This window comes from Rhabdaerophilum sp., assembly GCF_046092605.1.
Classification (GTDB): Bacteria; Pseudomonadota; Alphaproteobacteria; order Rhizobiales; family Beijerinckiaceae; genus Rhabdaerophilum.
Map to the genome: position 1 here is coordinate 13432 of NZ_JBJTDY010000038.1, position 24976 is coordinate 38407.

Genomic DNA, 24976 nt, shown 5'->3' on the forward strand with positions numbered 1-24976 from the left:
TCAACCGCGCCGGCTCTCCGCTTCAAGGAAGGCGCGGATCGGTGCCTCCTCCACGCCCCTGGCGATGAAGCTCTGGCCGATGCCGCGCGTGAGGATGAAGGTGAGCGAGCCCTGGCTGACCTTCTTGTCCTGCCTCATCGCTTCGATCATCGCGTTGGGCGTGGCGTTCCAGCCGGGAATGGCCGAAAGTTCTGTCGGCAATCCGACCGCCGCGAGGTGACGCTCCACGCGCGTCGCATCCTGCCCGCTGCACAAACCTGCCACCACCGAGAAGCGATGCGCCATGGCCATGCCGATGGCCACAGCCTCGCCATGCACGAGGCGGGCGGAATCATAATGCGTGATCGCCTCGAGCGCATGGCCGAAGGTATGCCCGAGGTTCAGCAGCGCGCGGTCGCCCGTTTCATGCTCGTCGCGCGCGACAATCGCCGCTTTCGCGGCGCAGGCGACCCGCACCGCCTCCTCGCGCTCCGGCCCGCCGGAAAACAGCCCGCGCCAGGCGCCGGCTTCCAGCCACTCGAAGAAATCGGGCCGGTCGATCAGCCCGTATTTGACCACCTCGGCATAGCCCGCGCGCATTTCCCGGATCGGCAGCGTATCCAGCACGCCGGTATCGCACAACACGAGGATCGGCTGATGAAAGGCCCCGACCAGGTTCTTCCCCGCCGGCGAATTGATGCCGGTCTTGCCGCCGACGCTCGAATCCGATTGCGCGAGCAGCGTCGTGGGGATCTGCACGAATTTCATGCCGCGGCGGGCGATTGCCGAGGCGAAGCCCGTGAGATCGCCGATCACCCCGCCCCCCAGCGCGATGACGGCATCGCCGCGCTCGAGCTTCTCGCAGAGGATGCGCTCCACCACCTGCTCGAGGAACGGCCAGCTCTTGGTCTTCTCGCCGGCTGGCAGCGTGAGGCTTGCCGCCGGAATGCCGGTCGCCGCGAGGCTTGTCATGAGCGCGGGCAGATGCCGGCCGGCAACATTCTCGTCGGTCACGACCAGAACCCGCCGGCGCGGAAGCAGCGGCGCAAGATGCCGGCCCGCCTCGGCAAGGAGGTGGCGGCCGATCAGGATGTCATAGCTGCGGCCGGCGAGATCGACCCGCACTCTAGGGTTCTCGGCAGGAAGGCTCACGCGGGTCTGTCCCTGGAAGGGCGGTCCGATGCCGGTTCGAGATGGGCCGAAAGCGCATCGATCACGCGGGTCACCATGGCTTCATGGGGCTGCTCGTCGGAGAGGATGCAGAGATCCGCCTCGGCATAGACCGGATAGCGCTTCGCCATCAGGTCGCGCATCGTGGCTTCCGGGTCGGCATTGGCGAGGAGCGGCCGATCATGCCGGCGCTGCACGCGCCGCATCAGCACCGGCAATTCGGCCTTGAGCCATACGGCGATGCCGCGTTCGCGGATGCGCAGCCGTGTTTCAGCATCCATATAGGCGCCGCCGCCGGTGGCGATCACCTGCTGCGGCTCGCCAAGCAGGCGCGCGATCACCCGGCGCTCGCCGGATCGGAACTCCGCCTCGCCTCGCAGCTTGAAGATTTCAGGAATCGTCATGTTCGCCGATTCCTCGATCGCGTTGTCGCTGTCGACGAACGGAAGGTGGAGCCGCTGGGCCAGCCGCTTGCCGACGGAGGTCTTGCCCGCGCCCATCAGGCCCACGAGCACAATGTGGCGACCGTTCAAGAGCGCGAGCAGCGCGGACTCGGCGGGGCCGTCACGCTCCTCCGTTCCGCGCAGGATTGTCGCTTCATCGGCCATGTCGATTGCCAAACCCCGGTCTCCCGGTTCGCACCTCAAGCAGAAAATTCCTGCAAAGGCTACCCTTCAATTCGCATCCCGCAGTCGGGGCGGGGTCGCCGGGGCTTGCTGCGAATCGGTTCGCCGCCGATAAGGTGGAAGGGTTGGCGCGGCGGAAGGGAGGCCGGCTCGATGGGTCTGCTGCTTCGCGTGCTGGTTGGATTGGCGCTGATGGCCGGGCTTCTCTATGGCGTGCTCCACGCGCTCGGCACCCTGGTGGAGCCCGAACCGCGCGACATCGTGGTTCCCGTTCCCATGCCGCGGGCCCCGGCCGGCAATCCTGGCGGCTGAGCCATGGCCTCGCGCCCCGTCCGCGCCTTTCTGGCGATGCTCTCGGCCGAACGGGGTGCGGCTGCGAACACCATCGCCGGCTATGAGCGCGATCTCGAGGATTTTATGAGCGCGCTCGCCGCCGGGAAACTCGACCCGCTGAGGGTGGATGTCGCGGCGATTCGAGCCTATCTCCAGAGCCTCTCGGAGGCCGGGCTTGCGCCGGCGACCATTGCCCGGCGGCTCTCGGCCCTGCGGCAATTCCACGGTTTCCTCTACACCGAGGGGCATCGCGGGGATGACCCCACCGTCACCTTGCAGGGCCCGCGCAAGACCATGCGCGTTCCGCATGTGCTCACGCTCGAGGATGTCGATCGCCTGCTGAAGACGGCGGAAGCCGGCATAGCCGAAGCGAGGACCCCCGCCGCGCGCCGCGCGGCCCTGCGGCTCGCGGCGCAGGTGGAACTGCTCTATGCCACTGGGCTCCGCGTGAGTGAGTTGCTCGCGCTTCCCGCCGCCAGCATCAATGCGAAGCGGGATCATCTCGTGGTGCGCGGCAAGGGCAACAAGGAGCGCATCGTGCTGCTGACCGAGGCCGCGCGGAATGCGGTTTCGCGCTATCGGGCGGCGTTGAACGAGAGCAAGGGCGGTGAAAACTCGCGCTTCCTTTTCCCCGCCGATGGCGAGGCCGGGCATCTGGCCCGGCAGGTTTTCGCGCGCGACCTGAAGCGCCTCGCGGGCCGCGCGGGCATCGCGGCGGAGAGCCTCACGCCGCATGGCATGCGCCACGCCTTCGCGACGCATCTGCTGCAGAACGGCGCGGATCTGCGGATCGTGCAACAGCTTCTCGGCCATGCCGACATCGCGACCACGCAGATCTATACCCATGTTCTGGATGAGCGCGCCCGTTCCATGGTGCGCGATCTGCACCCGCTGAACGACAAGGGATAAGCCCCGCCAAGGCTTTTTGCTTGACGCGGGGGCCTCGCATCGCCAGTTTGCGGCGCCCTTCCGCTCCCCCTTTGCGGGACAAGAACCCCTAGAGGCAACCCGAAAAGGGAATCATGCGCGCCTATCTCGATTTCGAAAAGCCTGTCGCGGAACTCGAGGCGAAGATCGCCGAACTCCGGGCCCTGACCGATGGGCAATCGGGTGCTGCGATCACCGATGAGGTGACACGGCTCGAAGGCAAGGCCCAACAAGCCCTGCGCGACGTTTATGCCGCCCTGACGCCCTGGCAGAAGACGCAAGTGGCACGCCATCCCGAGCGTCCGCATTGCGTGCATTACATCTCCCAGCTTATCACGGATTTCACCCCGCTCGCGGGTGACCGCTATTTCGGCGAGGATTCCGCCATCATCGGCGGCTTCGGCCGCTTCCGGGGTCAGTCTGTCTGCGTGATCGGGCAGGAAAAGGGACAGGACACGGAAACGCGGCTGAAACACAATTTCGGCATGGCCCGGCCCGAGGGGTATCGCAAAGCCGTGCGCCTGATGGAACTGGCGGATCGCTTCGGCCTGCCGGTGGTCAGCCTCGTGGATACCGCCGGTGCCTATCCCGGCATCGGGGCAGAAGAGCGCGGGCAGGCCGAAGCCATCGCCCGATCCACCGATGCCTGCCTCGCGCTCGGCGTGCCGAATGTCGCGCTGATCCTCGGCGAAGGTGGCTCGGGCGGCGCGATCGCCATTGCCACAGCCAATCGCGTGCTGATGCTGGAACATGCGATCTATTCGGTGATCTCGCCGGAAGCGGCGGCCTCGATCCTCTGGCGCGATTCGAGCCGCGCGCAGGAAGCAGCCTCGACCATGCGAATCACGGCGCAGGACCTTCTTCGGCTGAAAGTGATCGACATGATCATTTCCGAGCCCGTGGGCGGTGCCCATCGCGCGCCGGAAGCGGCGATCCTGTCGGCGGGCGATGCGATCGCACATGCCCTCTCCGACCTCGCGGGGATGTCGCCGGAACAGTTGCGCGAGAACCGCGCGGAAAAATTTCTCGCCATCGGCCGGAAACTTTGAGCAGCAGGGGATCGCAGTTAACGAAGCCTTGATGCTAATGGCAGAAATTGTAGAACTCAAACCGGCGCCTGGCTAGTATGCCACAAAGGCGTCGCGTTTTGCGCTGAGATGTTCGGGCCGTTATCCCGGATAAAGAACAGGTTGAGGCATGAAGCATTCGATTTCCGGGCGTGCGATCGGGATGGGCGGGGCGCTGGTCGCGGCTCTCCTGCTCGCCGGCTGCAACGATAACAGCTATCTGCCGCGCGATTCCCGCCACTGGGTTGCCTTGTCTCCCGATATCCAGAGCAAGATGAGCGAAATGGGCCTTTCAAAGGCCTCGCCCATCCTCATTCGCGCCTACAAGAAGGAAAGCGAGCTCGAGGTCTGGAAGGCGGACTATGCGGGAGAATACAAGCTCCTGAAAACCTTCCCCATCTGCCGCTGGTCCGGCCAGCTCGGGCCGAAGAGGGTGGAAGGCGACCGCCAGGTGCCGGAAGGGTTCTATTCCATCACCCCACAGATGATGAACCCGAATTCCTCGTTCTACCTGTCTTTCAACGTGGGCTACCCGAACACCTTCGACCGCCAGCTGGGCCGCAATGGCTCGAACATCATGGTCCATGGCGCCTGCACGTCGCGCGGCTGCTTCTCGATGACCGACAAGCAGATTGCCGATATCTATGCGCTGGCGCGCGAGAGCTTTGCGGGTGGCCAGAAGGCCATCCAGATGCACAGCCTCCCTTTCCGCTTCACGCCGGAAAACCTCGCGAAATATCGCGCGGATGACAATCTTCCGTTCTGGAAGAACCTGAAGGAAGGCGCGGATCGCTTCGAGGTCTCGAAGCGCGAGGTGCAGGTCGCGGCCTGCAACGGCAAGTATCGCTTCGGCTCGGGCGCGCAGGACCCGAACGCGCTCTGCACTAACCCGGCCGCCGATGATACGATTTCCCTGGCTGCGCGCGAGAAGGCGAAGAAGGACGAGATCCGCGTGGCGGAACTCACCAAGGCCGGCCACAAGGCGCTGAAGCGTATTTATCAGGATGGCGACCAGCACCATTCCTTCAAGCATACGCAGCATGCGTCGGTCGGGGCAGAGGATGTTTCACGGGCCGCGACCGTTCCGCAGGGCATCTCGCGCGTGGCCGACGTTTCTCAGCCGGATGCGCTCGATATCGGGCCGGTGGATGTCCCGGCCAAAAAGGCGCGCGGCCTGAACCGCCAGCAGCTTCTGGCCCTGGCCCATCGCGAGCGCTTCGCCGCCGAGCCGGCCGCGAGCCCCGCCAGCACCACGGCGGTCGCCGCCACGTCGGGCGCGCCCAATGCTCGCACGACGCCGGCGCAGGCGGTCGCTCGCCCGTCGGGCACGCCTCCGGCCGTGCAGGCCACGGCTCTGGTGGCCGAGGAGAAGAAGGGCGAGAAGCCGGCCTTCTATGAGCGCTGGCTGGGCTCGCTCTCGGGCTTGACCGCGAGTGCCATGGGCACCACGGAATCGAACCCGGGCACGCCGGCAGCCGATCTGCCGACCCCGCCGCAGCGCCGCTGATCAACCGGAAAATGACACGGAAGGGGCCGGGCGGCATTCCGCACCGGCCGTTCCTGTTTCTTCACGCCCGGTTGCGCGGCTCGAGAATGAGGATATTCGCCTCGATCCGGCAGGTGAAACGCGGCTCGTTCGCCAGCGTGGTGAGGAGCCGCCCGATCGGCGGATAGCCGCCTGCGCCTGTGAATTCGTGCGCGTCATCGATGAGGATGACATGGCCGGGAACGGGTGAGGCGAGAATCGCATCAAGCTCGCGGCTGATCGGCGAGGCATCCTCGCCATGGGCGGTATCCCCGCCGGAATAATGACCATCGAGCCAGAACAGGGCGGGCTCGGTCAGGGCGGCGACCAGCGGTGGCAGAACCTGCCCCGAATCGCCATGGAGCACCTCGACATGCTGGCGGCTCGCAAAGCGCTTCCTGGCGCGGGCATGGAATTCGGCGGCCAGCTCGATCGAAACCGCGCGCTTCACGTGGCTGGCCATGTCTTCCAGCGTGTCACCCTTGAAGGTGCCGGTCTCGATGAAAACCGGGAGATTATGCTTGCGCTGGAAGGCTCGCAGCAGCCGGCGCTTGACGGCAGGCGGCGGCGGAACAGGGCAACCCTGGCTGACCCAGCCGAGGATTTGCGCATTCTGCCGCAGGATCGCGAACGGATTGGTTTTCATCGCCGCCTCGGCGCCTCAGGCGAAGCGACCGTGGCAATGCTTGAACTTCTTGCCCGAGCCGCAGGGGCAGGGCTCGTTGCGGCCGACCTTGCCCCAGGTGGCGGGGTCGCCGGAATCGCGCGGGCCGGTGGGGTCGTCGGAAGTGATCTCCGTCTGCCCCTGCACGCCATAGGCTGCGGCCGCGCGATCAATCGGGGAAACATGGGCCGGAAGTGGCATCGGCTCCTGCCCGGCAAGGCCCGGGGGGTTCTCGCCTTCGGCCGGCTGGTCAAACACCACTTCCACCCGCATCAGCTGGCCGGTCACGGTCTCGCGGAGGCTCACCAGCAGGCGATCATAAAGTTCGAAGGCCTCGCTCTTGAATTCGTTCAGCGGATCGCGCTGGGCATAGCCGCGCCAGCCGATCACCTGCGTCAGGTGATCGAGCGTCACGAGATGCTCGCGCCAGAGATGATCGAGCGTCTGCAGCACGACCTGCCGCTCGATGTAGCGCATCAGATCGGGCGTGTTCTTCTGCTCGCGCCCGGCATAGGCCTCGTCGGCGGCTTTCGTCAGGCGCTCGCGGATTTCCTCATCCGCGATGCCCTCCTCGCGTGCCCATTCATCCACCGGCAGGTCCAGTGCGAGGTAGCGCGCGGTCTCTTCCTTCAGCCCCTCGACATTCCAGGCCTCGGGATAGGCGCCTTCGGGGATGTTGCGCGAAACGATCTCCTCCACCACGGCATGACGCATATCGGTGACGGTAGCGATGAGATCGGGCGCGGCCATCAATTCTCGACGCTGCTCGAACACCACCTTACGCTGGTCGTTCATCACGTCGTCGTATTTCAGGATGTTCTTGCGGATCTCGAAGTTGCGCGCCTCGACCTTCTTCTGCGCGGTCTCCAGCGCCTTGTTCACCCAGGGATGGGCGATGGCCTCGCCTTCCTGCAGGCCCAGCTTCTGGAGGATGTTGTCCATCCGGTCCGAGCCGAAGATGCGCATCAGGTCGTCTTCGAGCGAGAGGAAGAATTTCGAGCGGCCCGGATCGCCCTGCCATCCGGAGCGACCGCGCAGCTGGTTGTCAATGCGGCGGCTTTCATGGCGTTCCGCCGCGATGACATAGAGGCCGCCGGGGGCCTGCATCGTCTTGGCGGGCTTCGAGCCCTTGGCCGGCTCGAGCACGACCAGCTCGCCGGAATTCATCACCGTCTCGCGGTTCTTCGCGATCTCGGCCTTGATCTTCTCGATCGCGGCCTCGCGCGCCGCGCCCTCAAGTCCGGCGCATTCGTGCTCGATCCGCATCTTGAGGTTGCCGCCAAGCTGGATATCCGTGCCGCGGCCGGCCATGTTCGTGGCGATGGTGATGGCGCCGGGCACGCCGGCTTCGGCCACGATGAAGGCTTCCTGCTCGTGGTAGCGGGCATTCAGCACCGCGAAGAGCTTCTCTTCCTTCGTGCCCTGGTCGCCATCCATGAGCGGCTTGAAGGGGTTGGGATCGGAGAGATCGACCTGCCGGAAGCCGCGCTTCTTCAGGAGCGCCGCGAGCTGCTCGCTCTTCTCGATCGAGGTCGTGCCGACCAGAACCGGCTGGCCGCGTTCCTTCGCGCGCTCGATCTCGGCGGCGATCGCCTCTTCCTTCTCGGCGGCGGTGCGATAAACCTCGTCATCCTGGTCGAGGCGTGCCACCGGCACGTTTGTGGGAATTTCCACCACTTCGAGATTGTAGATCTGCTGGAATTCCTCGGCCTCGGTCGCGGCCGTGCCGGTCATGCCCGCGAGCTTCCTGTAGAGGCGGAAATAGTTCTGGAAGGTGATGGAGGCGAGCGTGACGTTCTCGGGCTGGATCGCCACCTTTTCCTTGGCTTCCAGCGCCTGGTGCAGGCCTTCCGAATAGCGCCGGCCCGGCATCATGCGGCCGGTGAATTCGTCGATGATGACGACCTCGCTCTGCCGCGTTTCCGGATTGTAGCGGGTGATGTAATCCTTGTCCTTCGTGAAGAGCTTGTGCGCGCGGAGCGCCGAGTTCACATGATGGACGAGCGAGGAGTTGATCGCCTCATAGAGCGAGGCTCCATCCTTCAGGATTCCGGCTTCGGTGAGCAGCTCTTCCACATGCTCGTTTCCCGCTTCCGTGAGGTGCACGGTGCGCTGCTTCTCGTCGACCTCGTAATCCTCGGCCACGAGGCGCGGGATGAGCGCATCGATCGTCATGTAGAGATCGGAACGATCCTCCGTCGGGCCGGAGATGATCAGCGGCGTGCGCGCCTCGTCGATCAGGATCGAATCCACCTCGTCCACGATCGCATAGGCATGGCCGCGCTGGGCCATCTGCGCAAATTCGTATTTCATGTTGTCGCGCAGATAGTCGAAGCCGAACTCGTTGTTCGTGCCGTAGGTGATGTCGGCGGCATAGGCCTCCTTGCGCTGAAGGTCGTCCAGGCCGTGCACGATGACGCCCACGCTGAGCCCGAGGAAGCGATAGACCTGGCCCATCCATTCCGCGTCGCGGCGGGCGAGGTAATCGTTCACGGTCACGACATGCACGCCATTGCCGGCGAGCGCATTGAGATAGACGGGAAGGGTCGCAACAAGCGTCTTGCCTTCGCCGGTGCGCATCTCGGCGATGCCGCCTTCATGCAGCACCATGCCGCCGATGAGCTGCACATCGAAATGCCGCTGGCCGAGCACGCGCTTGGCGGCTTCGCGCACGGTGGCGAAGGCGGGGACGAGCAGGTCATCGAGGGTCTTGCCGGCGGCAAGCTGTTCGCGGAACACCACGGTGCGTTGTGCGAGCGCCTCATCCGACAGGCCGGACAGTTCGGCTTCGAGCGCGTTGATCGCGGCGATGCGCGGTTTGTAGCCCTTCAGCCGCCGCTCGTTCGATGAGCCGAAAACGGTGCGCAAAAGTCCGCCGAGCATGGATGTCTCTTTCCCTGGCTTCCGCGCAGGAATCGCGGAACGCCCTGGCCTCGGCCCGGCGGGAGCCGGGTGCGAAGCAATGAGCCCCGTGCGAGGGGCCGAATAACGCGAGCGGGAGATAAGAATTGCGCGCCGGGATTGTCAACGTTCGCCGCCCGAATCCTTTGGCGAATTCGGGCTTTTCGCCAATTCGTGCCGTGCTCGCGGCAGCGTGAAGGGTGGATGGCAAGGTTGTGCTCGCCAAAGCATGCGCTTTCCGCTAACCCTCGCGGCAATTGATTTTCTCCGGAGATCCTCCATGCCCGTGCGTCTTCTTGCTTCCGCGCTTGCCCTCTTCGTGCTGACGGCCGGGCCGGTTGTCGCGCAGAATTCGAAAGTGCTTGCGACCGTGAATGGCGAGGCCATTACGGAAGCCGAGGCCAAGGTCGCGCTTGAGGACCTGCTCTCGCAGCTCCCCAATGTGCCGGAAGACAAGCGACTGGAAGTCGCGGTCGATTTCCTCGTCGAGGTCAAGCTTGCAGCGCAGGCCGCAAGGAAGGCGAAGATCGACCAGTCACCGGATTTCACCCTCAAGATGAGCTACGCTCGGGATCGCATCCTGATGGAGCGGCTCTTCGCGGTCGAGGGCAGCAAGGCCACGGGCGAGGCAGCCGTGAAAAAGTTCTACGATGAGCAGGTGGCCAAGCTCGCCCCGGTGGAAGAAGTGCGCGCGCGCCATATCCTCGTCGAAAGCGAGGAGGAAGCGAAGAAGATCCATGCCCGGGTCAAGGGCGGCGAGGATTTCGCGAAGGTCGCGACCGAGACCTCGAAGGACCCCGGTTCGGGCAAGGGTGGCGGCGATCTCGGTTATTTCTCGAAGGATCGCATGGTGCCTGAATTCGCCGAGGCTGCCTTCGCGCTGAAGGCCGGCGAGATTTCCGCGCCGGTGAAGAGCCAGTTCGGCTGGCACATCATCAAGCTGGAAGATCGCCGCAACCGCCCGGCGCCGGCCTTTGCCGATGTGCGCGAGCGCCTCTCCCAGGCGCTCGCCGAGCGCGCTCAGGCGGAACTTCTCGAGAAACTCCGCAAGGAAGCCAAGATCGACCGGCCCGGAACGGAGAAGAAGTAAGCGCGGCGCCAACCCGCGCCGGTCTTGCCAGAAGCCGGCCTTTCAGGCAGAGCCGAAACCTCGTTTCCGCTTGTGAAGAGGCATGCCCCATGGCCGGCAAATCCGTCCCCGTTTCCCCGCTCGCGCCGAAGAAATATCCGAAGATGCCGGCGGTGGACGGCGTGGCCTTCGCCACGGCGGAAGCCGGAATCCGCTACAGGGGCCGCACGGATGTGCTTCTCGCGCGCCTCGAAAAAGGCACGGCCATGGCCGGTGTCTTCACCCGTTCGAAATGCCCTTCGGCGCCCGTGGACTGGTGCCGCTCGATCCTTGCAGGAGGGCGCGCGCAGGGGCTCGTCGTCAATTCCGGCAATGCCAATGCCTTTACGGGCCTCAAGGGCCGCGAGGCGGTGGCGCTGACGGCGAGGATCGCGGCGAAGGCCCTGGGCTGCAAGCCGGAGGAAGTGGCGCTCGCCTCGACCGGCGTGATCGGCGAGCCACTCGATGCCACGAAATTCGAAGGCGTGCTGGCGGATTGCGCGGGCCGCGTGAGCGCAACCGCCTTCCTCGAGGCCGCGAGGGCCATCATGACCACCGACACCTTCCCCAAGGTCGCGACCCGCAAGGCGAAGATCGACGGGTTGCCCGTGACCATCTCAGGCATCGCCAAGGGCGCGGGCATGATCGCGCCGGACATGGCGACGATGCTCTCCTTCGTCTTCACCGATGCCGCGATCGCTCCGAAGCCGCTGCAGGCCCTGCTCTCGAAGGGTGTCGGCCCGAGCTTCAATGCGGTGACCGTGGACAGCGACACATCCACTTCCGACACCCTGCTGCTGTTCGCCACCGGCAAGGCTGCCGCCCGGGGCCAGGCGGAAATCACCGATGCGAAGGATCCCAGGCTCTCGAGCTTCAGGCGGGCGCTCAACGCGCTGCTGCTCGATCTCGCGGTGCAGGTCGCGCGCGATGGCGAAGGCGCGCGCAAGCTGATCACCGTGAAGGTGGAAGGCGCGATTTCCGCCCGCTCGGCGAAGAAAATCGCCATGTCCATCGCCAATTCCCCGCTCGTGAAGACGGCGGTTGCCGGCGAGGATGCGAATTGGGGTCGCATCGTGATGGCCGTCGGCAAGGCGGGCGAGCCGGCCGATCGCGATCGTATCTCGATTTCCTTCGGCGATATCCGGGTGGCCCATGAGGGCGCGCGTGACCCCGCTTACAGCGAGGCGGCGACCTCGGCCTACATGAAGGGCGAGGCGATCGACATCACGGTGTCGCTGGGCATGGGGCGCGGCAAGGCCGTTGCCTATACCTGCGATCTCACCAAGGCTTATGTCGAGATCAACGGGGATTACCGCTCGTGAAGCTGCTGCTCGTCGCGGCCGTCGCGCTGGTCGATGCGGATCGCCGCGTGCTGATCGCGCAGCGGCCGGAGGGCAAGCAGCTGTCGGGCCTGTGGGAATTCCCTGGCGGCAAGGTGGAGACCGGCGAGCGGCCGGAGGAAACCCTGATCCGCGAACTCCGCGAGGAGCTGGCGATCAGCGTCAAGGAACCCTGCCTCGCACCACTCACATTTTCCAGCTATCGTTATCCGGATTTTCACTTGCTCATGCCATTGTTCATCTGTCGCAGATGGGAAGGAGTTCCGCAGGCGATGGAGCACCAGGCCTTGCGATGGGTCGAGCCGATGCGGCTTCGGGAATTTCCGATGCCCGCGGCCGATGAGCCGCTGATCCCGATGCTTCGTGATCTTCTTTAGGCGTCCCCTCCTGATGCAGCGGGGTGGCCGGATCGGGAATCGCAGGACAATGAAGCAGGTTCTTAAAGCCTTTGTGCAAGACGAGCGGGGAGCGACCGCAATCGAGTATACGCTCATCGCCGTGATGCTGTGCACCGCATTGCTGGCGGGGTGGCCGAGCTTTTATGGAGGTTTCATGGCCTCCTGGACGAATGCCGGCGAGGTCATCCAGAATGCCGTGAAGGCGCCGTGACCTGAAGATTGTCAGTCGAACTTCTTGCTGCTGGCAATATCGGCCAGCGCATCTTCCAATCGCGCCTTTGCGGAGCCTGGTTTCAACGGCTTCTGCTGGCTTTCATGCGGCGCCCAGCCCGACATCCAGACAATCTCTACATTTGCCCGAAGGCGACCATCCGCGTCGGCATGGCGCTCGGCATAGAGTTCGGCGGCACGAAACAGGACCCGGCGCGTCAGAGGTGGCGTGCCCGGCCGCCGGAGCAGGCTCGCACTGGAGGCCATGGCGCGCCATTCCGCGGCCAGCGCGAAGAAGCTGCCATAGCGGATCGTCAGCTTCTCGCTGTCGGTGACGGGAAGCGCGAGGCCGGCGCGCTGAAGCAATTGCCCGGCCGCGCGCACATCCACGAAGGGAAAGACCCGAAGCGCAGCCGAGCCGGTGATTTCGCTTTCAGCCGTCAGCAGGCAATCACGCAGTTCCGCGAGGCTGTCGCCGCCCACAAAGGCCGCGAGAAACAGGCCATCGGGCTTCAGCGCGCGCCTGACCTGCGCGAGAATGCCCGGCACATCATTCACACGCTGAAGCCAGAGGCCGGAGACGATGAGCCCATAGCGGCCTGCCTCCAGCTTCAGATCCGGCCCGTCGATCCTGCGATAGGCGATGGATGGATCGCCCGGCGCCACTTCGCCCACATGGTCGATCCCGCAAACCCGCCCGGCGCGCTTCAGCGCCGTGGCGAAGAGCCCGCCGGGCGTGCCGAGATCCAGCGCAGGATCGAAGCTGCGAAGAACGGTCTCGAGCCGCTCGATCAGGTCGATCTGCGCGCGTTCCAGCAGGAAAGTGGCCGCGCCCTGCCTTGCCGCACGCTGGATGGCCGTGCGAGCCTTGACCTCGTCGAAGAGTTGGGGAACCTCGGCAATCGGTGAGTCCATGCGCGTGATCGCTCCTGAACCTGATTCTGCCGAAGATAGCACAGATGCGCCTCCGCGCGCGTTCCACAGCATTGCGCGCCTGTTCGCACGGTTCGGCCGCGGCGCCCTCGGGATCGTCTATCCGCCGCAATGCATCGCCTGCAACAGCGCGACCGGAGAGCCGCATGCGCTCTGCTCAACCTGCTGGGCGGGCATTCCCTTCATTTCCGACCCCGTTTGCGCCCGGCTCGGCACGCCCTTCGCGCATGATTTCGGGCCGGGCATGCTTTCGCCCGCAGCGATCGCCGATCCGCCGCGCTTTGATTGCGCCCGCGCGGTGGCGATCCACGAGGGTGCCGCGAAGGCCATGGTCGCGCGTCTGAAATATGGCGAGCGGCTCGATCTTGCCCGCGCCATGGCGCGGATGATGGTGCAGGCCGGCGGGCCGCTTCTCGCCTGCGCCGATGTGCTGGTTCCCGTGCCGATGCATCGCGGGCGGCTCTGGCAGCGGCGCTACAATCAGGCGGCCCTGCTCGCGAACGAGATCGGCCTGCTGGCGGGGAAACCCGTGCTGCTCGAAACCCTGCGCCGCGTGAAGCGGACGCCGCCTCAGGTGGGCCTTTCGCGCAACGAACGCCGCAGCAATCTTGCGGGGGCCTTCCGCATCGAGCCGGGGCAAAAAGCGGTTGTGGAAGGCCGTCACTGTCTCGTGATCGACGATGTGCGCACGACGGGTTCGACTTTGAACGCCTGTGCCCATATCTTGCGGCAAGCGGGTGCCGCCCGCATTGATGTTCTGACCTTCACGCTCGTGCCGGACGGTGCGTGAGGCCATGGAGTGATGATGCCCGAGATCACCATCTACACGAAGCCGACCTGCCCGTATTGTATCCGTGCGAAGGCGCTGCTGACGAAGAAGGGCGCCCGCTTCACCGAGATCGACGTGAGCAATCCCGCCGACCAGCGCGCCATGGCCCAGAAGGCCGGGCGCTCCACCGTGCCGCAGATCTTCATCGGCGGGAAGCATGTCGGCGGCTGTGATGATCTCCACGCACTGGATGCCGGGGGCGGGCTCGACCCGCTGCTTCAGGGGTGATGCCATGAGCTTTGTTGCTGCCTGCCTGCAGATGCGTTCCACCCGCTCCGTAGAGCGGAACATCGCCGATTTTCTTGCGCTTGCCGGCGAGGCCGTCTCGAAGGGGGCGAGCTTCCTGCAAAGCCCGGAAATGTCAAACCTCGTCGAGCGGTCGCGCGCCGACCTCTTCGCGAAGATCGCAACCGAGGAGGCCGATCCGTTTCTCGCGGCGGCGCGCAAGCTCGCGGCGGAAGCGAAGGTGACGATCCATCTGGGTTCGCTCGCCATCCGCGAAGGCGAGAAGATCGCGAACCGCGCCTTCCTGATCGGGCCGGATGGCGGGCTCGTCGCGCGCTACGACAAGCTTCACCTCTTCGATGTGGACCTGCCCAATGGCGAGACCTGGCGCGAGAGTGCCACCTACACTGCGGGCGCCTGTGCGGTTGTGGCACCGGTGAACGGCGCGAAACTCGGCATGGGCATCTGCTACGATTTGCGTTTCCCCTACCTTTTCCGCGCGATGGCCGAAGCGGGCGCGGATATTCTCACAGCACCGGCCTGCTTCACGAAGCAGACCGGCGAGGCGCATTGGGTGGTGCTGCAACGCGCCCGCGCCATCGAGACCGGCTCCTTCATGATATCCGCCGCGCAAGGCGGCACGCATGAGGATGGCCGCGAGACCTTCGGCCATTCGATCATCGTCGATCCGTGGGGCCGGGTGCTCGCGGAGGCGGAAGATGCGCCGGGCGTGATCCTCGCCGAGATCGACCTTGCGAGGGTGGCCGATGCGCGCGGGCGCATCCCCACGCTGAAGCATACGCGCGCCATCACCGTCACCACGATCGGGGAGGGAGCACGGGAGGCGGCGGAATGATCCGCTACGCTTTGGCCTGCGAGGCGGGGCACGCTTTCGAAAGCTGGTTCCGCTCGTCCGGGGATTACGACAGCCAAGCCAAGCGCGGCTTCGTTGTCTGCCCGCATTGCGGCTCGGCCAAGGTCGAAAAGCAGATCATGGCGCCGGCGGTTCGCGTGCGCGAGGAGCCGCAGGCGAAGCGCCCGGTCGCGCTCGCGGACCCGCGCGATGCCGCCATGCGCCAGATGTTCCGTGCCTATCGCCAGTTCATCGAGGAGAATGCCGAAGCCGTAGGCGACAAATTCGCCGAGGAGGCGCGCAAGATCCATTATGGCGAGACCGAAGAGCGCGCGATCTATGGCGAGGCCACCTTTTCCGAAGTGAAGGAACTCGCGGAGGAGGGCATCGAGATCGCGCCGATCCCCGTGCTGCCGGACGAGCGGAATTGAGCCGCGCGCTGTCATGCACGGGCTTGGCCCTTGCATCCACGACTTCCGACGCTTTTTCGAAGACAGGGTTGGCCGGAACACATCCGGCCATGACACCCTAGCCCGGCTTCCGCGCGGTCACGAAGTAATTCACATCCGTGTCGTTCGCGAGCAGCCACTGGTTCGTGAGCGGGTTGAACACCATGCCCTGCCGCGTCATCGGCTCCAGCCCGGCTGCCGCGAGGTGATCCTCGAACTCGTCGGGCGTCACGAATTTTTCGTAGGAATGCGTGCCCCTGGGCACCCAGCGCAGCACATATTCCGCACCGAGAATGGCGAGCCCAAAGGCCTTCAGCGTGCGGTTGATCGTGGAACCGATGAAAAGTCCGCCGGGCTTCAGGTGCTTTGCCGCCGCCGCCACCATGGCGCCAACATCGGGCACATGCTCCACCACTTCGAGCAAAGTCACGACATCATGGCGTTCATCGGCCGGCAGCGCTTCCACGGTCATCGCGCGGTAGCGGATGGAGAGCCCGCCTTTCGCGGCGTGATCCCCGGCGATGGCGATGTTCTCCTCCGCCGGGTCGATGCCGGAGACATCAAAGCCCATGCGGGCCATCGGCTCGGTCACCAGGCCCGCCCCGCAGCCGATATCGAGCAGGCTCAGCCCCTCGAAAGGCCGAAGGCTGCGCGCATCTCGGCCGAAATGGCGCGCGGCTTCGGCGCGGAAGAAAGCGAGGCGCGTGGGGTTCAGCCGATGCAAGGGCTTCATGGGGCCGTTGGGGTCCCACCATTGCCGGGCCATGGCATTGAAACGGGCGATTTCGCTTTCGTCGCGCCAGGCGGCGTCGCGGCTCATGTCTTGTGTCCTTCTTTCCGGGGCGAGGGGAATGTGACCGGCTGAGTGCTTTCGCTCCTGCCTGCATTGACCTCGCCGCACCCCCTCTCTATAGCCCCGGCCAACCCTTGTTGAAACCATTTCGCGAAGGTGCGGGTTCAAGCCTATGCCTCGTCTTGTCATGAAATTCGGCGGCACCTCGGTCGCCAATGTGGAGCGCATCAAGAATGTTGCTCGCCACGTGAAACGCGAGGTCGAGGCGGGATTCCACGTGGCCGTCGTGGTCTCCGCCATGTCCGGCAAGACGAATGAACTGGTTGCCTGGTGCAAGGAAGCCGCGCCCCTTCACGACCAGCGCGAATATGATGCTGTGGTCGCCTCGGGCGAGCAGGTGACGACCGGCCTCCTCGCGATCGCGCTTCAGGAAATCGGCATTCCCGCCCGGTCGTGGCAGGGCTGGCAGGTTCCGGTGGAAACCGATGCCGCCCATGGCGCCGCACGCATCACCGGCATTGGCGGCGCGGGCATCCTGAAGGGTTTCGAGGAGCGCAGGGAAGTGGCGGTGGTCGCGGGCTTCCAGGGCATCCATCCGCCCACGGGGCGGCTCACCACGCTTGGCCGCGGCGGCTCGGATACCTCGGCGGTGGCCTTGGCCGCTGGCATCGGGGCTGATCGCTGCGATATCTACACCGATGTCGACGGGGTCTACACCACTGATCCGCGCATCGTGCCGAAGGCGCAGAGGCTGGATCGCGTCTCCTTCGAGGAGATGCTGGAACTCGCTTCCGCCGGCGCGAAGGTGCTGCAAGTCCGTTCCGTGGAAGTGGCGATGGTGCATAATGTGCGCACATTCGTCCGCTCGTCCTTTGATGATCCGAACAATCCCAAGCCTGGCACGCTGATCTGCGGCGAGGAGGAAATCGTGGAAAGCCAAGTCGTTACCGGTATCGCCTATTCGAAGGATGAGGCGCAGATCACGCTCCGCAACGTGCCGGACAAGCCCGGCGTGGCGGCGGCCGTCTTCACCCCGCTCGCCGATGCGAATGTCGTCGTGGACATGATCGTCCAGAACATCTCGCCCGATGGGAAAACCACCGACATCACCTTCACCGTGCCATCGGCGGATTACACCCGCGCCATGGCGGTTCTCGCCAAGGAGAAGGACATTATCGGCTACCCCTCCATCGAGGGAGCGCAGGATGTGGCAAAAGTCTCGGCGATTGGTGTCGGCATGCGTTCGCATGCGGGCGTCGCCGCGAAGGCCTTCAAGGCGCTCGCCGATCGTGGCATCAATATCCGGGCCATCACCACCAGCGAGATCAAGTTCTCGGTGCTGATCGATCAAGCCTATACAGAACTGGCGGTGCGCACCTTACACTCGCTTTACGGCCTCGACGCGGCCTGAAGGCCCGCTATCCTGGCCTTTTCCGTCCCCGGGGCGCTTGAAAGCTTGCATGCCTTGGCCCGGGCGTTGTAGCTCGTTTCAGGGGTCGGGCGGAATCGCGTGCCGCCTTCCGATCCGGCAGGGAGATCGTGAGACATGCGTCAAGCGCTCGGCGGACCTCGCCTGCTGCTGCGTCGCCTCCGCGAGGTGATGTCGGAGCAGATGAGCGCGCAGGCGCGGCTCGACAAGATCGTCGTCCTCATCGCCTCCAACATGGTGGCAGAGGTGTGCTCGGTTTATGTGAAGCGGGCGGATGGCGCGCTTGAACTCTACGCGACCGAGGGCCTCAATCGCGAGGCGGTTCACCTCACCACCATGCGCGCGGATGAGGGCCTTGTCGGCCTGATCGCCCGCGAAGCGGAGCCACTGGCGCTGGCCGATGCGCAGAACCACCCTGCCTTCTCCTACAAGCCGGAAACGGGCGAGGAAAACTACGCCTCCTTCGCGGGTGTGCCCATCCTGCGGGCGGGCAACACGCTCGGCGTTCTTGTGGTGCAGAACCGCGCCAAGCGCGCCTATTCCGAAGAGGAAATGGAAGCGCTGCAGACGACCGCGATGATCCTTGCGGAATTGGTGGCGGGCGGAGAACTCGAAGCGCTCGCGCGCCCCGGCTCGGGCGGCACGGCCATTCGCCGGGCGCTGACGCTCTCCGGCCAATCCATCGCGGAAGGCGTGGGCCTGGGCCATGCGGTGCTCCACGAGCCGCGCATCGAGATCAGGAACCTCGTCGCGGATGATCCGCAGGAGGAGCTACGCCGCCTCCATGCCGCGATGGAGAAGATGCGCGCTTCCATCGACGACCTGATGGAGGGCGGTTCGCTGGGTGGAGCGGGCGAGCATCGCGATGTGCTCGAAACCTTCCGGATGTTCGCGCATGATCGCGGCTGGATCCGGCGGCTGCAGGAGGCGATCAATACCGGCCTCACGGCGGAAGCGGCGGTGGAGCGCGTGCAATCCGATGCCCGCGCGCGCCTGCTGCGCCAGACCGACCCCTACCTGCGCGAGCGCCTTCACGATCTCGATGATCTCGCGAACCGCCTGCTGCATGAACTCACGGGCGCGGCCTTCACCCTGCCGGCGGACAAGTTGCCGGAGAATGCCATTCTCGTGGCGCGTGCGATGGGCCCGGCCGCGCTTCTCGATTACCAGCGCCAGCGCCTGCGGGGCCTCGTGCTGGAGGAGGGCGGCTCCACGAGCCATGTGGCGATTGTCGCGCGCGCTCTCGGTATCCCCACGGTCGGTCGTGTCGAACGGATTGTCGGCCTTGTGGAGCAGGGCGACGCGATCATCGTTGATGGGACCGCGGGCGAGGTGCAGTTGCGCCCTTCGCCCGATGTGCAATCCGCCTATGCCGAGAAGGCCCGCCTGCGCGCGCGCCGCCAGGAGCAGTATCGGGCCCTGCGCAATCAGCCCGCGCGCACGAAGGACGGCGTTTCGATCGACCTGCAGATGAATGCCGGCCTCCTGATCGACATGGCGAATCTCGATGAGACGGGCGCCAGCGGCATCGGGCTTTTCCGCACGGAAATCCTGTTCATGGTCGCGTCTTCGCTGCCGCGTGCGCAGGCACAGGAAGCACTCTATCGTTCGATCATCGATATTGCCGGGCGGCGCCCGGTCACCTTCCGCACGCTTGATATCGGCGGCGACAAGGTGCTGCCCTACCTGAAGCAACTCGAGGAAGAAAACCCCGCGCTTGGCTGGCGCGCGGTGCGCATCGGGCTGGATCGGCCCGCTTTGCTGCGCACGCAGCTTCGCGCGCTGCTCGCCGCCGCGAAGGATCGCGACCTGCGGATCATGCTGCCGATGGTTTCGGTGGTGGAGGAGCTTGATGCCGCCAAGGCCATGCTCGGCCGTGAGCGCGAACGGCAGCGCCGCCTCGGCCAGCCAGGGCCGAAGACCGTTCAACTCGGCGTGATGCTCGAAGTGCCCTCGCTGCTCTTCGATCTTGATCGCGTCTTCGAGAAAGCCGATTTCATCTCCATCGGCACGAATGACCTGATGCAGTTCATGTTCGCGGTCGATCGCGATAATGCGATGGTCTCAAACCGGTTTGATGCGCTGCACCCCTCCTTCCTGCGCGCGCTTTGCAAGGTGGCAGACAAGGCGAAGGCCACGGGCATGCCGGTTTCGATCTGCGGCGAAATCGCGGGGCGACCAGCGGAGGCTCTGGCGCTGATCGCGCTCGGCTTCCGGTCGTTCTCGGTCTCACCCTCGGGCATCGGGCCGTTCAAGGCCATGTTGCAGGGGTTGGAGATCACGGCGGTGGAACCGCTGGTGCGCGAGGCATTGGCGGTGGGGCTCGATGCGCCGGCGCTGCGCCAGAAGCTGAAACCCTTCGTGCCGAAAGGCGAGCTGGCCTCGTAGCCGGCCTTTTCCATGAGCGACATCATTCTCCCCCGCGAGAAGCTCGATGCCATTTCGGCCAAGCATGCCGATCTGGAAGCGCGGCTCGCCGCCACCGCCGACGCCACGAGCATCGTCGCGCTCTCGAAGGAAATTGCCGCGCTTGGCCCTCTCGTGCAGGCGATCGCCGCCGAGCGGCGTGTCGTGGCCGATCTCGCCGCCACCCGCGAGATGCTGGCCGATGCCGCGACAGATGCCGGGATGCGCGCGATGGCCGAGGAGGAACTGGCCATGCTGGAGGCCGAGCACGAGCGACTCGTGCAGGTGATCCGCCTTGGCCTGCTCCCGCGCGATTCCGCCGATGACCGCTCGGTCATTCTGGAGGTGCGCGCGGGCACGGGCGGCGATGAAGCCTCGCTCTTCGCCGGCAATCTCTTCCGCATGTACCAGCGCTATGCCGAATTGAAGGGCTGGAAGGTCGAGGTGCTTTCGGCCAATGAAGGTGCGATGGGCGGCTTCAAGGAAATCATCGCGGAAATCCATGGCGAGGGTGTCTTCGCCCGGCTGAAATTCGAATCCGGCGTGCATCGCGTGCAGCGCGTGCCCGAAACCGAAGCGCAGGGACGCATCCACACTTCCGCCGCCACGGTCGCCGTGCTGCCGCTCGCCGAAGAGGTGGATGTCTCGATCAACGAGGCGGACCTTCGCATGGAGACCATGCGCTCGCAGGGGGCCGGCGGCCAGCACGTCAACAAGACCGAATCGGCCATCCGCATCACGCATATCCCGTCCGGCCTTGCGGTTCTGGTGCAGGAGGAGCGCTCCCAGCATAAAAACCGGGCGCGGGCCATGGATATCCTGCGCACGCGCCTCTTCGACATGGAGCGCCAGCGCCTCGCCAAGGCTCGCGCGGCTGCCCGCAAGGACCAGATCGGCTCGGGTGATCGTTCCGAGCGCATCCGCACCTACAGTTTCCCGCAAGGTCGCGTGACCGACCACCGCATCAACCTCACGCTCTACAAGATCGAGGCGATCCTGGAAGGCAGCGGGCTTGAGGAATTGATCGAGGCGCTGATCACCGAGCATCAGGCGCGTCTGCTCGCCGGGGAAGAGGCATGAGCGGGGCGTTCCGGCCCGAGATGCGGCGCGCTGAAGCGGGGGATTTGCTCGCGACCGCCTTCGGCAAGGCGGGTTTCGAGGATTGCCGCCTCATGGCGCGCCGGCTTCTGGCGGATGCCCTCCGCGTGGAGCCCGGTGAACTCTTTCTTCACCCGGATCGCCTGATCGGCGAAACGGCGGAGCGTCTCGGTCCGGCCCTGTCGCGGGCGCTCAAGGGCGAACCGCTGACACGAATCGCGGGGCGACGCAGCTTCTGCGGTCGCGATTTCCGCGTGACGCCGGATGTGCTCGACCCCCGGCCCGAGACCGAATTGCTGGTGGAGGAGATGCTGAAGCGCCTGGCGGGGCAGCGGGCGCCGCGCCTGCTCGACCTTGGCACGGGTTCGGGCGCGATCATCCTCACATTGCTGGCCGAAATCCCCGAGGCGACCGGCGTGGCGGTGGATCTCTCGCCCGCAGCGCTTGCGGTGGCGGGGGGGAATGCGGAAGCCTTGGGCGTGGCTGGCCGGGTGGCTTTCCATCACGGTGATCTGTTCGCGGGGCTCGCCGGGCCGTTCGACGCCATCCTCTCCAACCCACCCTACATCCCCAGCGCCGATCTCGCGGGTCTCGAACCGGCGGTGCGGGATTTCGATCCCCCCCTCGCGCTCGATGGGGGGGCGGATGGCCTCGCCTTCTACCGGCGCATCGCGGGCGAGGCGCGCGCCTTTCTCATGCCCGGCGGCTGGCTGGGCGTCGAACTGGGAGCGGGGCAATCCGAAAGCGTGATTGCCCTGATGGAGGCGGCTGGTTTCCAGGTTATGGCGATCCGGCATGACCTTGCCGGGCATGCGCGACATCTCCTTGGCCGGGGATGAAATGAAGGGGCCCGATGCCTTTGCTTGCAACCCTGCGAAAGAGCCGCTAAGGAAGCAGCGTGTGGTGCACGCGTCAGGGTCATCCAGGGGTTGGACTCGACGCAGCTGGGACAAGCATCGCCTCTTTCCGTCACGTTGATTGAGCCGGCGGCGCCGGGATCCTTGACCGAAAGACCTGTCGCAAGGCCCGCGCTCCCTCCGGGGCGCCGGACGCGACGAGCGGGGATTTGTTCCCCGGATGACAGCCTCCAGGCAACGCCAAGCCCGCCCGTAAACCGAGCCAGCCGAGAAAAACACGGATGAGACCAGGACAGAACAAGCGCATGCGGGGTCGCAACCGTCGCGGGCCCAACCCGTTGACGCGTTCGTATGAATCGAACGGTCCGGATGTGAAAGTCCGCGGCACGGCCCAGCACATCGCCGAGAAATACACCCAGCTCGCCCGCGATGCGCATCTCTCCGGCGATCCGGTGGCCGCGGAGAGCTATCTGCAGCATGCCGAGCATTATTACCGCCTCATCGCCGCGGCCGTGCAGGCCCAGCAGGCTGCGCTTTCCGGCCAGGCCGATGATCGCGACGATGATGATGACGATTTCGACCCGTCCTCGGACCGTTTCACCTTCCGCTCGCCGCAGGCGATGCAACAGCAGAATGGCGGCACCTCCTACGGTTCCGGCGGTGAGCGCCAGAGCGGCGAATTCGCTTCCGGCGAACAGCCGGCCGAAGGCGAGGGCGGCGAAGGCCAGCCCCAGCCGCGCATGGTTGGCGAGGGTGGGTTCCAGCCGCGTCCTCCGCGTGAGGATCGTCGCGGTGGCCGCCATGATCGCGACCGCGATCGCAACCGGTTCCGCGACAATGATCGCTTCCAGCAACCGCGCCGTCCGCCGGTCGAGGTCGAGGGCACCGGCGATCAGCCGGATCTGCCGGCTTTCCTCACCATGCCCGTGCGTGCGGTCGGCCCGGAAGGCGATGTCGATGGTCCGCCCGAAGCGGGCGAGGGGGATGACGGCCGCGGGCCGTTCCGCCATCGTCGCCGCCGTCGCGGCCGGACTGGTCGCCCCGAGGGCGCGCTGGCCGGCGAAGGTGAAAACGAGGCCTGAATAACTCGAAAAATCAAGGAATTGAGGGCGGCTCCGGTCGCCCTTTTTCGTCTCAGGGCACGGTCAGCGGATCGCCCGGCCGGATGAGACCCGAGCGAAGGATGCGGGCATAGACCCCGCAATCATGGTGCGCGAGATTCTGCTCCAGCAACGCCACGAGCCGCGTATCGCGGAGGCCCGCCTTCGGGTCGACGTCGATGGCGGCGCATCGGTCGATGCGCCGTGTGATTTCGAGTTCGGCCTCTCCGATTTTCACCCGCTGGCCCACGAGATCGAACTCGGCCCAGGGCGCAAGCCCCTCCACCAGCAGGTTGCCCCGGAAGCGCAGCGGATCGATGCTCGCGCGGTTTGCGAGTTTTGCAATCGCGTCCACGCTGGCGCGGTTGATGATCGAGAGGAAGCCGTGCCGCGAATCCATGAAGCGGTGCCCCGGCGGTGCGACGAGCAGGCGTGCCGGGCCGCGCATTTCATCGCCCATATAGTTCTCGAAAAAGCGCTCGATGGCCGCGCGGCCCGTTTCCTCATCCACCACGCCGCTCGCGACCACCCCGCCGCCCTGGCTGAGGGTGAGCCGGCGCGTGGCATCCTCGAAGCGTGCCGCGATGCGCGCCAGCTTCTCGTTGCGCATGAGCATCAGGAATTTCTGCTTCGGCAGATGCTCGGGCGCGGCGGGATCGAACCCCGAGGGGCCGTTCTCGATCGCCATCAGGCGGTCTCCGGGAAAATGCTCGTCTTCCGTGAGATGGGCCTCGGACATCGCCTCCGGCGAGAGGCCTTTCACGGGGTAGCGATAAAGAGCGGCGAGGCGCGCTCCATCATTTTGATGCGCGGCAAGCTGCGGTTGGGCAATTTCCGACATTCCTTTGATCCTGCCCCTTTTGTTGCGGATTGGCCACACCTACATTGCGGAAGAACAGCCGTTGCTATCGCGGGGCGGCCGCCACTTCGCCAAATGAGGGAAGAGCATGAATACCGAGAAATATACCGAGCGCGCCAGAGGTTTCCTGCAGGCCGCGCAGACCATCGCGCTGCGGGAAGGTCACCAGCAATTCGCGCCGGAACATGTTCTGAAGGCGCTTCTCGATGACGATCAGGGCCTCGCGGCCGGGCTGATCGATGCCGCGGGCGGCCGTTCCGCCGAAGCGCGGCGCGCGGTCGAGGCCGTGCTGGCCAAGACCCCGAAGGTGGAGGGTGGCTCGGGTGGGCTCTACCTCACGCCGCCGCTCGTGCGTGTGTTCGAAACCGCCGAGAAGGCCGCGGAAAAGGCCGGCGACAGCTTCGTGACGGTGGAGCGTCTGCTCCTCGCCCTCGCGCTCGAGAAGGAGAACGCCGCCGGCAAGGCGCTCGCCAGCGCGGGCGTGACGCCGCAGAAGCTGAACGCCGCCATCGAGACCATCCGCAAGGGCCGGAAGGCGGACAGCGCCACGGCCGAGAACCAGTATGACGCGCTGAAGAAATATGCCCGCGACCTCACGGAAGCGGCACGTTCGGGCAAGCTCGATCCCGTTATCGGCCGCGACGAGGAAATCCGCCGCACCATTCAGGTGCTCTCGCGCCGCACGAAGAACAACCCGGTGCTGATCGGCGAGCCGGGCGTGGGCAAGACGGCCATCGTCGAAGGCCTCGCCCTGCGCATCATCAACGGCGACGTGCCCGAAAGCCTGAAGGACAAGGCTTTGCTCGCGCTCGACATGGGCTCGCTCATCGCCGGCGCGAAATATCGCGGCGAGTTCGAGGAGCGGCTGAAGGCCGTGCTCGCGGAAGTCACGGCGTC

At 65.5% G+C, this 24976-nt stretch carries 25 protein-coding genes; 18 read left to right on the forward strand and 7 right to left on the reverse strand.

The features are described from left to right. Both aroB and ACKODO_RS03470 read right to left on the reverse strand, forming a co-directional pair. Window positions 1–1131, reverse strand: a complete 1131-nt coding sequence (gene aroB / locus ACKODO_RS03465) for a 3-dehydroquinate synthase (protein ID WP_408982057.1) — start codon at window positions 1129–1131, stop codon at window positions 1–3. After that, the gene (locus ACKODO_RS03470) at window positions 1128–1769 is read right to left on the reverse strand and encodes a shikimate kinase (protein WP_408982058.1); all 642 of its coding nucleotides are present in this window, start codon (window positions 1767–1769) and stop codon (window positions 1128–1130) included. The genes aroB and ACKODO_RS03470 overlap by 4 nt, the downstream gene beginning before the upstream one ends. Window positions 1770–1928: 159 nt before the next feature. On the opposite strand from ACKODO_RS03470, the gene ACKODO_RS03475 reads away from it, so the two are divergent. From ACKODO_RS03475 to ACKODO_RS03490, 4 genes are all read left to right on the forward strand, one after another. Continuing rightward, window positions 1929–2087 carry a histidine kinase gene (locus ACKODO_RS03475; RefSeq protein WP_408982059.1) on the forward strand — a complete coding sequence of 53 codons (159 nt, stop codon included), beginning with the start codon at window positions 1929–1931 and terminating at the stop codon, window positions 2085–2087. Between the two features lie 3 nt (window positions 2088–2090). After that, window positions 2091–3017 carry a tyrosine recombinase gene (locus ACKODO_RS03480; protein WP_408982060.1) on the forward strand — a complete coding sequence of 309 codons (927 nt, stop codon included), beginning with the start codon at window positions 2091–2093 and terminating at the stop codon, window positions 3015–3017. A gap of 113 nt (window positions 3018–3130) precedes the next feature. Further along, window positions 3131–4084 carry an acetyl-CoA carboxylase carboxyltransferase subunit alpha gene (locus ACKODO_RS03485; RefSeq protein ID WP_408982061.1) on the forward strand — a complete coding sequence of 318 codons (954 nt, stop codon included), beginning with the start codon at window positions 3131–3133 and terminating at the stop codon, window positions 4082–4084. A 148-nt stretch (window positions 4085–4232) separates the two neighbouring features. Continuing rightward, window positions 4233–5609, forward strand: a complete 1377-nt coding sequence (locus ACKODO_RS03490) for a L,D-transpeptidase family protein (RefSeq protein WP_408982062.1) — start codon at window positions 4233–4235, stop codon at window positions 5607–5609. A 61-nt stretch (window positions 5610–5670) separates the two neighbouring features. Here ACKODO_RS03490 and ACKODO_RS03495 read toward each other — a convergent pair whose 3' ends face one another. Next, the gene (locus tag ACKODO_RS03495) at window positions 5671–6273 is read right to left on the reverse strand and encodes a hypothetical protein (protein ID WP_408982063.1); all 603 of its coding nucleotides are present in this window, start codon (window positions 6271–6273) and stop codon (window positions 5671–5673) included. A 15-nt stretch (window positions 6274–6288) separates the two neighbouring features. Further along, a complete protein-coding gene (gene secA / locus ACKODO_RS03500) occupies window positions 6289–9174 on the reverse strand; it encodes a preprotein translocase subunit SecA (RefSeq protein ID WP_408982064.1) in 2886 nt (961 codons plus the stop codon). Between the two features lie 298 nt (window positions 9175–9472). Between secA and ACKODO_RS03505 the strand changes: the two genes are divergently transcribed. The 4 genes from ACKODO_RS03505 (at window position 9473) to ACKODO_RS03520 (ending at window position 12249) form a co-directional block, all read left to right on the forward strand. Then, entirely contained in the window at window positions 9473–10282 is an 810-nt protein-coding gene (locus ACKODO_RS03505) for a peptidylprolyl isomerase (RefSeq protein ID WP_408982065.1), read from the forward strand. 89 nt (window positions 10283–10371) lie between these two features. After that, complete coding sequence (gene argJ / locus ACKODO_RS03510) at window positions 10372–11622, forward strand: bifunctional glutamate N-acetyltransferase/amino-acid acetyltransferase ArgJ (protein ID WP_408982066.1); 1251 nt, start codon at window positions 10372–10374, stop codon at window positions 11620–11622. Further along, a complete protein-coding gene (locus ACKODO_RS03515) occupies window positions 11619–12017 on the forward strand; it encodes a (deoxy)nucleoside triphosphate pyrophosphohydrolase (RefSeq protein ID WP_408982067.1) in 399 nt (132 codons plus the stop codon). Before argJ ends, ACKODO_RS03515 begins: the two co-directional genes overlap by 4 nt. A 49-nt stretch (window positions 12018–12066) precedes the next feature. Then, the gene (locus tag ACKODO_RS03520; RefSeq protein ID WP_408982068.1) at window positions 12067–12249 is read left to right on the forward strand and encodes a Flp family type IVb pilin; all 183 of its coding nucleotides are present in this window, start codon (window positions 12067–12069) and stop codon (window positions 12247–12249) included. Between the two features lie 11 nt (window positions 12250–12260). Here the strand turns inward: ACKODO_RS03520 and ACKODO_RS03525 are convergent, their stop codons facing one another. Further along, entirely contained in the window at window positions 12261–13163 is a 903-nt protein-coding gene (locus ACKODO_RS03525) for a methyltransferase domain-containing protein (protein ID WP_408982069.1), read from the reverse strand. On the opposite strand from ACKODO_RS03525, the gene ACKODO_RS03530 reads away from it, so the two are divergent. The 4 genes from ACKODO_RS03530 to ACKODO_RS03545 are packed head-to-tail and all read left to right on the forward strand — an operon-like array spanning window position 13162 to window position 15519. Then, window positions 13162–13971, forward strand: coding sequence for a ComF family protein (locus ACKODO_RS03530; protein WP_408982070.1), 810 nt, complete (start codon window positions 13162–13164; stop codon window positions 13969–13971). The genes ACKODO_RS03525 and ACKODO_RS03530 overlap by 2 nt on opposite strands. 15 nt (window positions 13972–13986) lie before the next feature. Next, the gene (grxC, locus tag ACKODO_RS03535) at window positions 13987–14238 is read left to right on the forward strand and encodes a glutaredoxin 3 (RefSeq protein WP_408982071.1); all 252 of its coding nucleotides are present in this window, start codon (window positions 13987–13989) and stop codon (window positions 14236–14238) included. A 4-nt stretch (window positions 14239–14242) separates the two neighbouring features. Then, window positions 14243–15091: a carbon-nitrogen hydrolase family protein gene (locus ACKODO_RS03540; RefSeq protein WP_408982072.1), complete on the forward strand. Its 849-nt coding sequence runs from the start codon at window positions 14243–14245 to the stop codon at window positions 15089–15091. Beyond that, entirely contained in the window at window positions 15088–15519 is a 432-nt protein-coding gene (locus tag ACKODO_RS03545; protein WP_408982073.1) for a DUF1178 family protein, read from the forward strand. The genes ACKODO_RS03540 and ACKODO_RS03545 overlap by 4 nt, the downstream gene beginning before the upstream one ends. Before the next feature lie 97 nt (window positions 15520–15616). On the opposite strand, the gene ubiG is transcribed toward ACKODO_RS03545, so the two are convergent. Continuing rightward, window positions 15617–16357 carry a bifunctional 2-polyprenyl-6-hydroxyphenol methylase/3-demethylubiquinol 3-O-methyltransferase UbiG gene (gene ubiG / locus ACKODO_RS03550; RefSeq protein ID WP_408982074.1) on the reverse strand — a complete coding sequence of 247 codons (741 nt, stop codon included), beginning with the start codon at window positions 16355–16357 and terminating at the stop codon, window positions 15617–15619. Window positions 16358–16502: 145 nt separating this feature from the next. Between ubiG and ACKODO_RS03555 the strand changes: the two genes are divergently transcribed. From ACKODO_RS03555 to ACKODO_RS03575, 5 genes are all read left to right on the forward strand, one after another. Continuing rightward, window positions 16503–17741, forward strand: a complete 1239-nt coding sequence (locus tag ACKODO_RS03555) for an aspartate kinase (protein WP_408982075.1) — start codon at window positions 16503–16505, stop codon at window positions 17739–17741. A 135-nt stretch (window positions 17742–17876) separates the two neighbouring features. Then, window positions 17877–20147, forward strand: coding sequence for a phosphoenolpyruvate--protein phosphotransferase (gene ptsP, locus ACKODO_RS03560; protein ID WP_408982076.1), 2271 nt, complete (start codon window positions 17877–17879; stop codon window positions 20145–20147). Window positions 20148–20159: 12 nt separating this feature from the next. After that, window positions 20160–21245 (forward strand): peptide chain release factor 1, encoded by a 1086-nt coding sequence (gene prfA, locus ACKODO_RS03565; protein ID WP_408982077.1) that lies wholly within the window; start codon window positions 20160–20162, stop codon window positions 21243–21245. After that, window positions 21242–22102 (forward strand): peptide chain release factor N(5)-glutamine methyltransferase, encoded by an 861-nt coding sequence (prmC, locus tag ACKODO_RS03570; RefSeq protein ID WP_408982078.1) that lies wholly within the window; start codon window positions 21242–21244, stop codon window positions 22100–22102. Before prfA ends, prmC begins: the two co-directional genes overlap by 4 nt. A 299-nt stretch (window positions 22103–22401) precedes the next feature. Next, entirely contained in the window at window positions 22402–23202 is an 801-nt protein-coding gene (locus ACKODO_RS03575) for a DUF4167 domain-containing protein (protein WP_408982079.1), read from the forward strand. Between the two features lie 52 nt (window positions 23203–23254). On the opposite strand, the gene ACKODO_RS03580 is transcribed toward ACKODO_RS03575, so the two are convergent. Further along, window positions 23255–24061, reverse strand: coding sequence for an MOSC domain-containing protein (locus ACKODO_RS03580; protein WP_408982080.1), 807 nt, complete (start codon window positions 24059–24061; stop codon window positions 23255–23257). 106 nt (window positions 24062–24167) lie between these two features. On the opposite strand from ACKODO_RS03580, the gene ACKODO_RS03585 reads away from it, so the two are divergent. After that, on the forward strand, window positions 24168–24976 hold an 809-nt coding region (locus ACKODO_RS03585), incomplete at its 3' end, for a Clp protease N-terminal domain-containing protein (protein ID WP_408982081.1).

Excerpts from the sequence above, each read along its gene's own strand:
- ACKODO_RS03485 (WP_408982061.1), top strand. The coding sequence starts at position 3,131 with ATGCGCGCCTATCTCGATTTCGAAAAGCCTGTCGCGGAACTCGAGGCG.
- ACKODO_RS03475 (WP_408982059.1), top strand. The coding sequence starts at position 1,929 with ATGGGTCTGCTGCTTCGCGTGCTGGTTGGATTGGCGCTGATGGCCGGG.
- ACKODO_RS03555 (WP_408982075.1), top strand. The coding sequence starts at position 16,503 with ATGCCTCGTCTTGTCATGAAATTCGGCGGCACCTCGGTCGCCAATGTG.
- ACKODO_RS03495 (WP_408982063.1), bottom strand. The coding sequence starts at position 6,273 with ATGAAAACCAATCCGTTCGCGATCCTGCGGCAGAATGCGCAAATCCTC.
- ACKODO_RS03505 (WP_408982065.1), top strand. The coding sequence starts at position 9,473 with ATGCCCGTGCGTCTTCTTGCTTCCGCGCTTGCCCTCTTCGTGCTGACG.
- ubiG (WP_408982074.1), bottom strand. The coding sequence starts at position 16,357 with ATGAGCCGCGACGCCGCCTGGCGCGACGAAAGCGAAATCGCCCGTTTC.
- ACKODO_RS03530 (WP_408982070.1), top strand. The coding sequence starts at position 13,162 with ATGCGCGTGATCGCTCCTGAACCTGATTCTGCCGAAGATAGCACAGAT.
- ACKODO_RS03525 (WP_408982069.1), bottom strand. The coding sequence starts at position 13,163 with ATGGACTCACCGATTGCCGAGGTTCCCCAACTCTTCGACGAGGTCAAG.
- ACKODO_RS03480 (WP_408982060.1), top strand. The coding sequence starts at position 2,091 with ATGGCCTCGCGCCCCGTCCGCGCCTTTCTGGCGATGCTCTCGGCCGAA.
- ACKODO_RS03545 (WP_408982073.1), top strand. The coding sequence starts at position 15,088 with ATGATCCGCTACGCTTTGGCCTGCGAGGCGGGGCACGCTTTCGAAAGC.
- ACKODO_RS03540 (WP_408982072.1), top strand. The coding sequence starts at position 14,243 with ATGAGCTTTGTTGCTGCCTGCCTGCAGATGCGTTCCACCCGCTCCGTA.
- prfA (WP_408982077.1), top strand. The coding sequence starts at position 20,160 with ATGAGCGACATCATTCTCCCCCGCGAGAAGCTCGATGCCATTTCGGCC.
- ACKODO_RS03520 (WP_408982068.1), top strand. The coding sequence starts at position 12,067 with ATGAAGCAGGTTCTTAAAGCCTTTGTGCAAGACGAGCGGGGAGCGACC.
- argJ (WP_408982066.1), top strand. The coding sequence starts at position 10,372 with ATGGCCGGCAAATCCGTCCCCGTTTCCCCGCTCGCGCCGAAGAAATAT.
- ACKODO_RS03575 (WP_408982079.1), top strand. The coding sequence starts at position 22,402 with ATGAGACCAGGACAGAACAAGCGCATGCGGGGTCGCAACCGTCGCGGG.
- ACKODO_RS03490 (WP_408982062.1), top strand. The coding sequence starts at position 4,233 with ATGAAGCATTCGATTTCCGGGCGTGCGATCGGGATGGGCGGGGCGCTG.
- grxC (WP_408982071.1), top strand. The coding sequence starts at position 13,987 with ATGCCCGAGATCACCATCTACACGAAGCCGACCTGCCCGTATTGTATC.
- prmC (WP_408982078.1), top strand. The coding sequence starts at position 21,242 with ATGAGCGGGGCGTTCCGGCCCGAGATGCGGCGCGCTGAAGCGGGGGAT.
- ptsP (WP_408982076.1), top strand. The coding sequence starts at position 17,877 with ATGCGTCAAGCGCTCGGCGGACCTCGCCTGCTGCTGCGTCGCCTCCGC.
- secA (WP_408982064.1), bottom strand. The coding sequence starts at position 9,174 with ATGCTCGGCGGACTTTTGCGCACCGTTTTCGGCTCATCGAACGAGCGG.
- ACKODO_RS03580 (WP_408982080.1), bottom strand. The coding sequence starts at position 24,061 with ATGTCGGAAATTGCCCAACCGCAGCTTGCCGCGCATCAAAATGATGGA.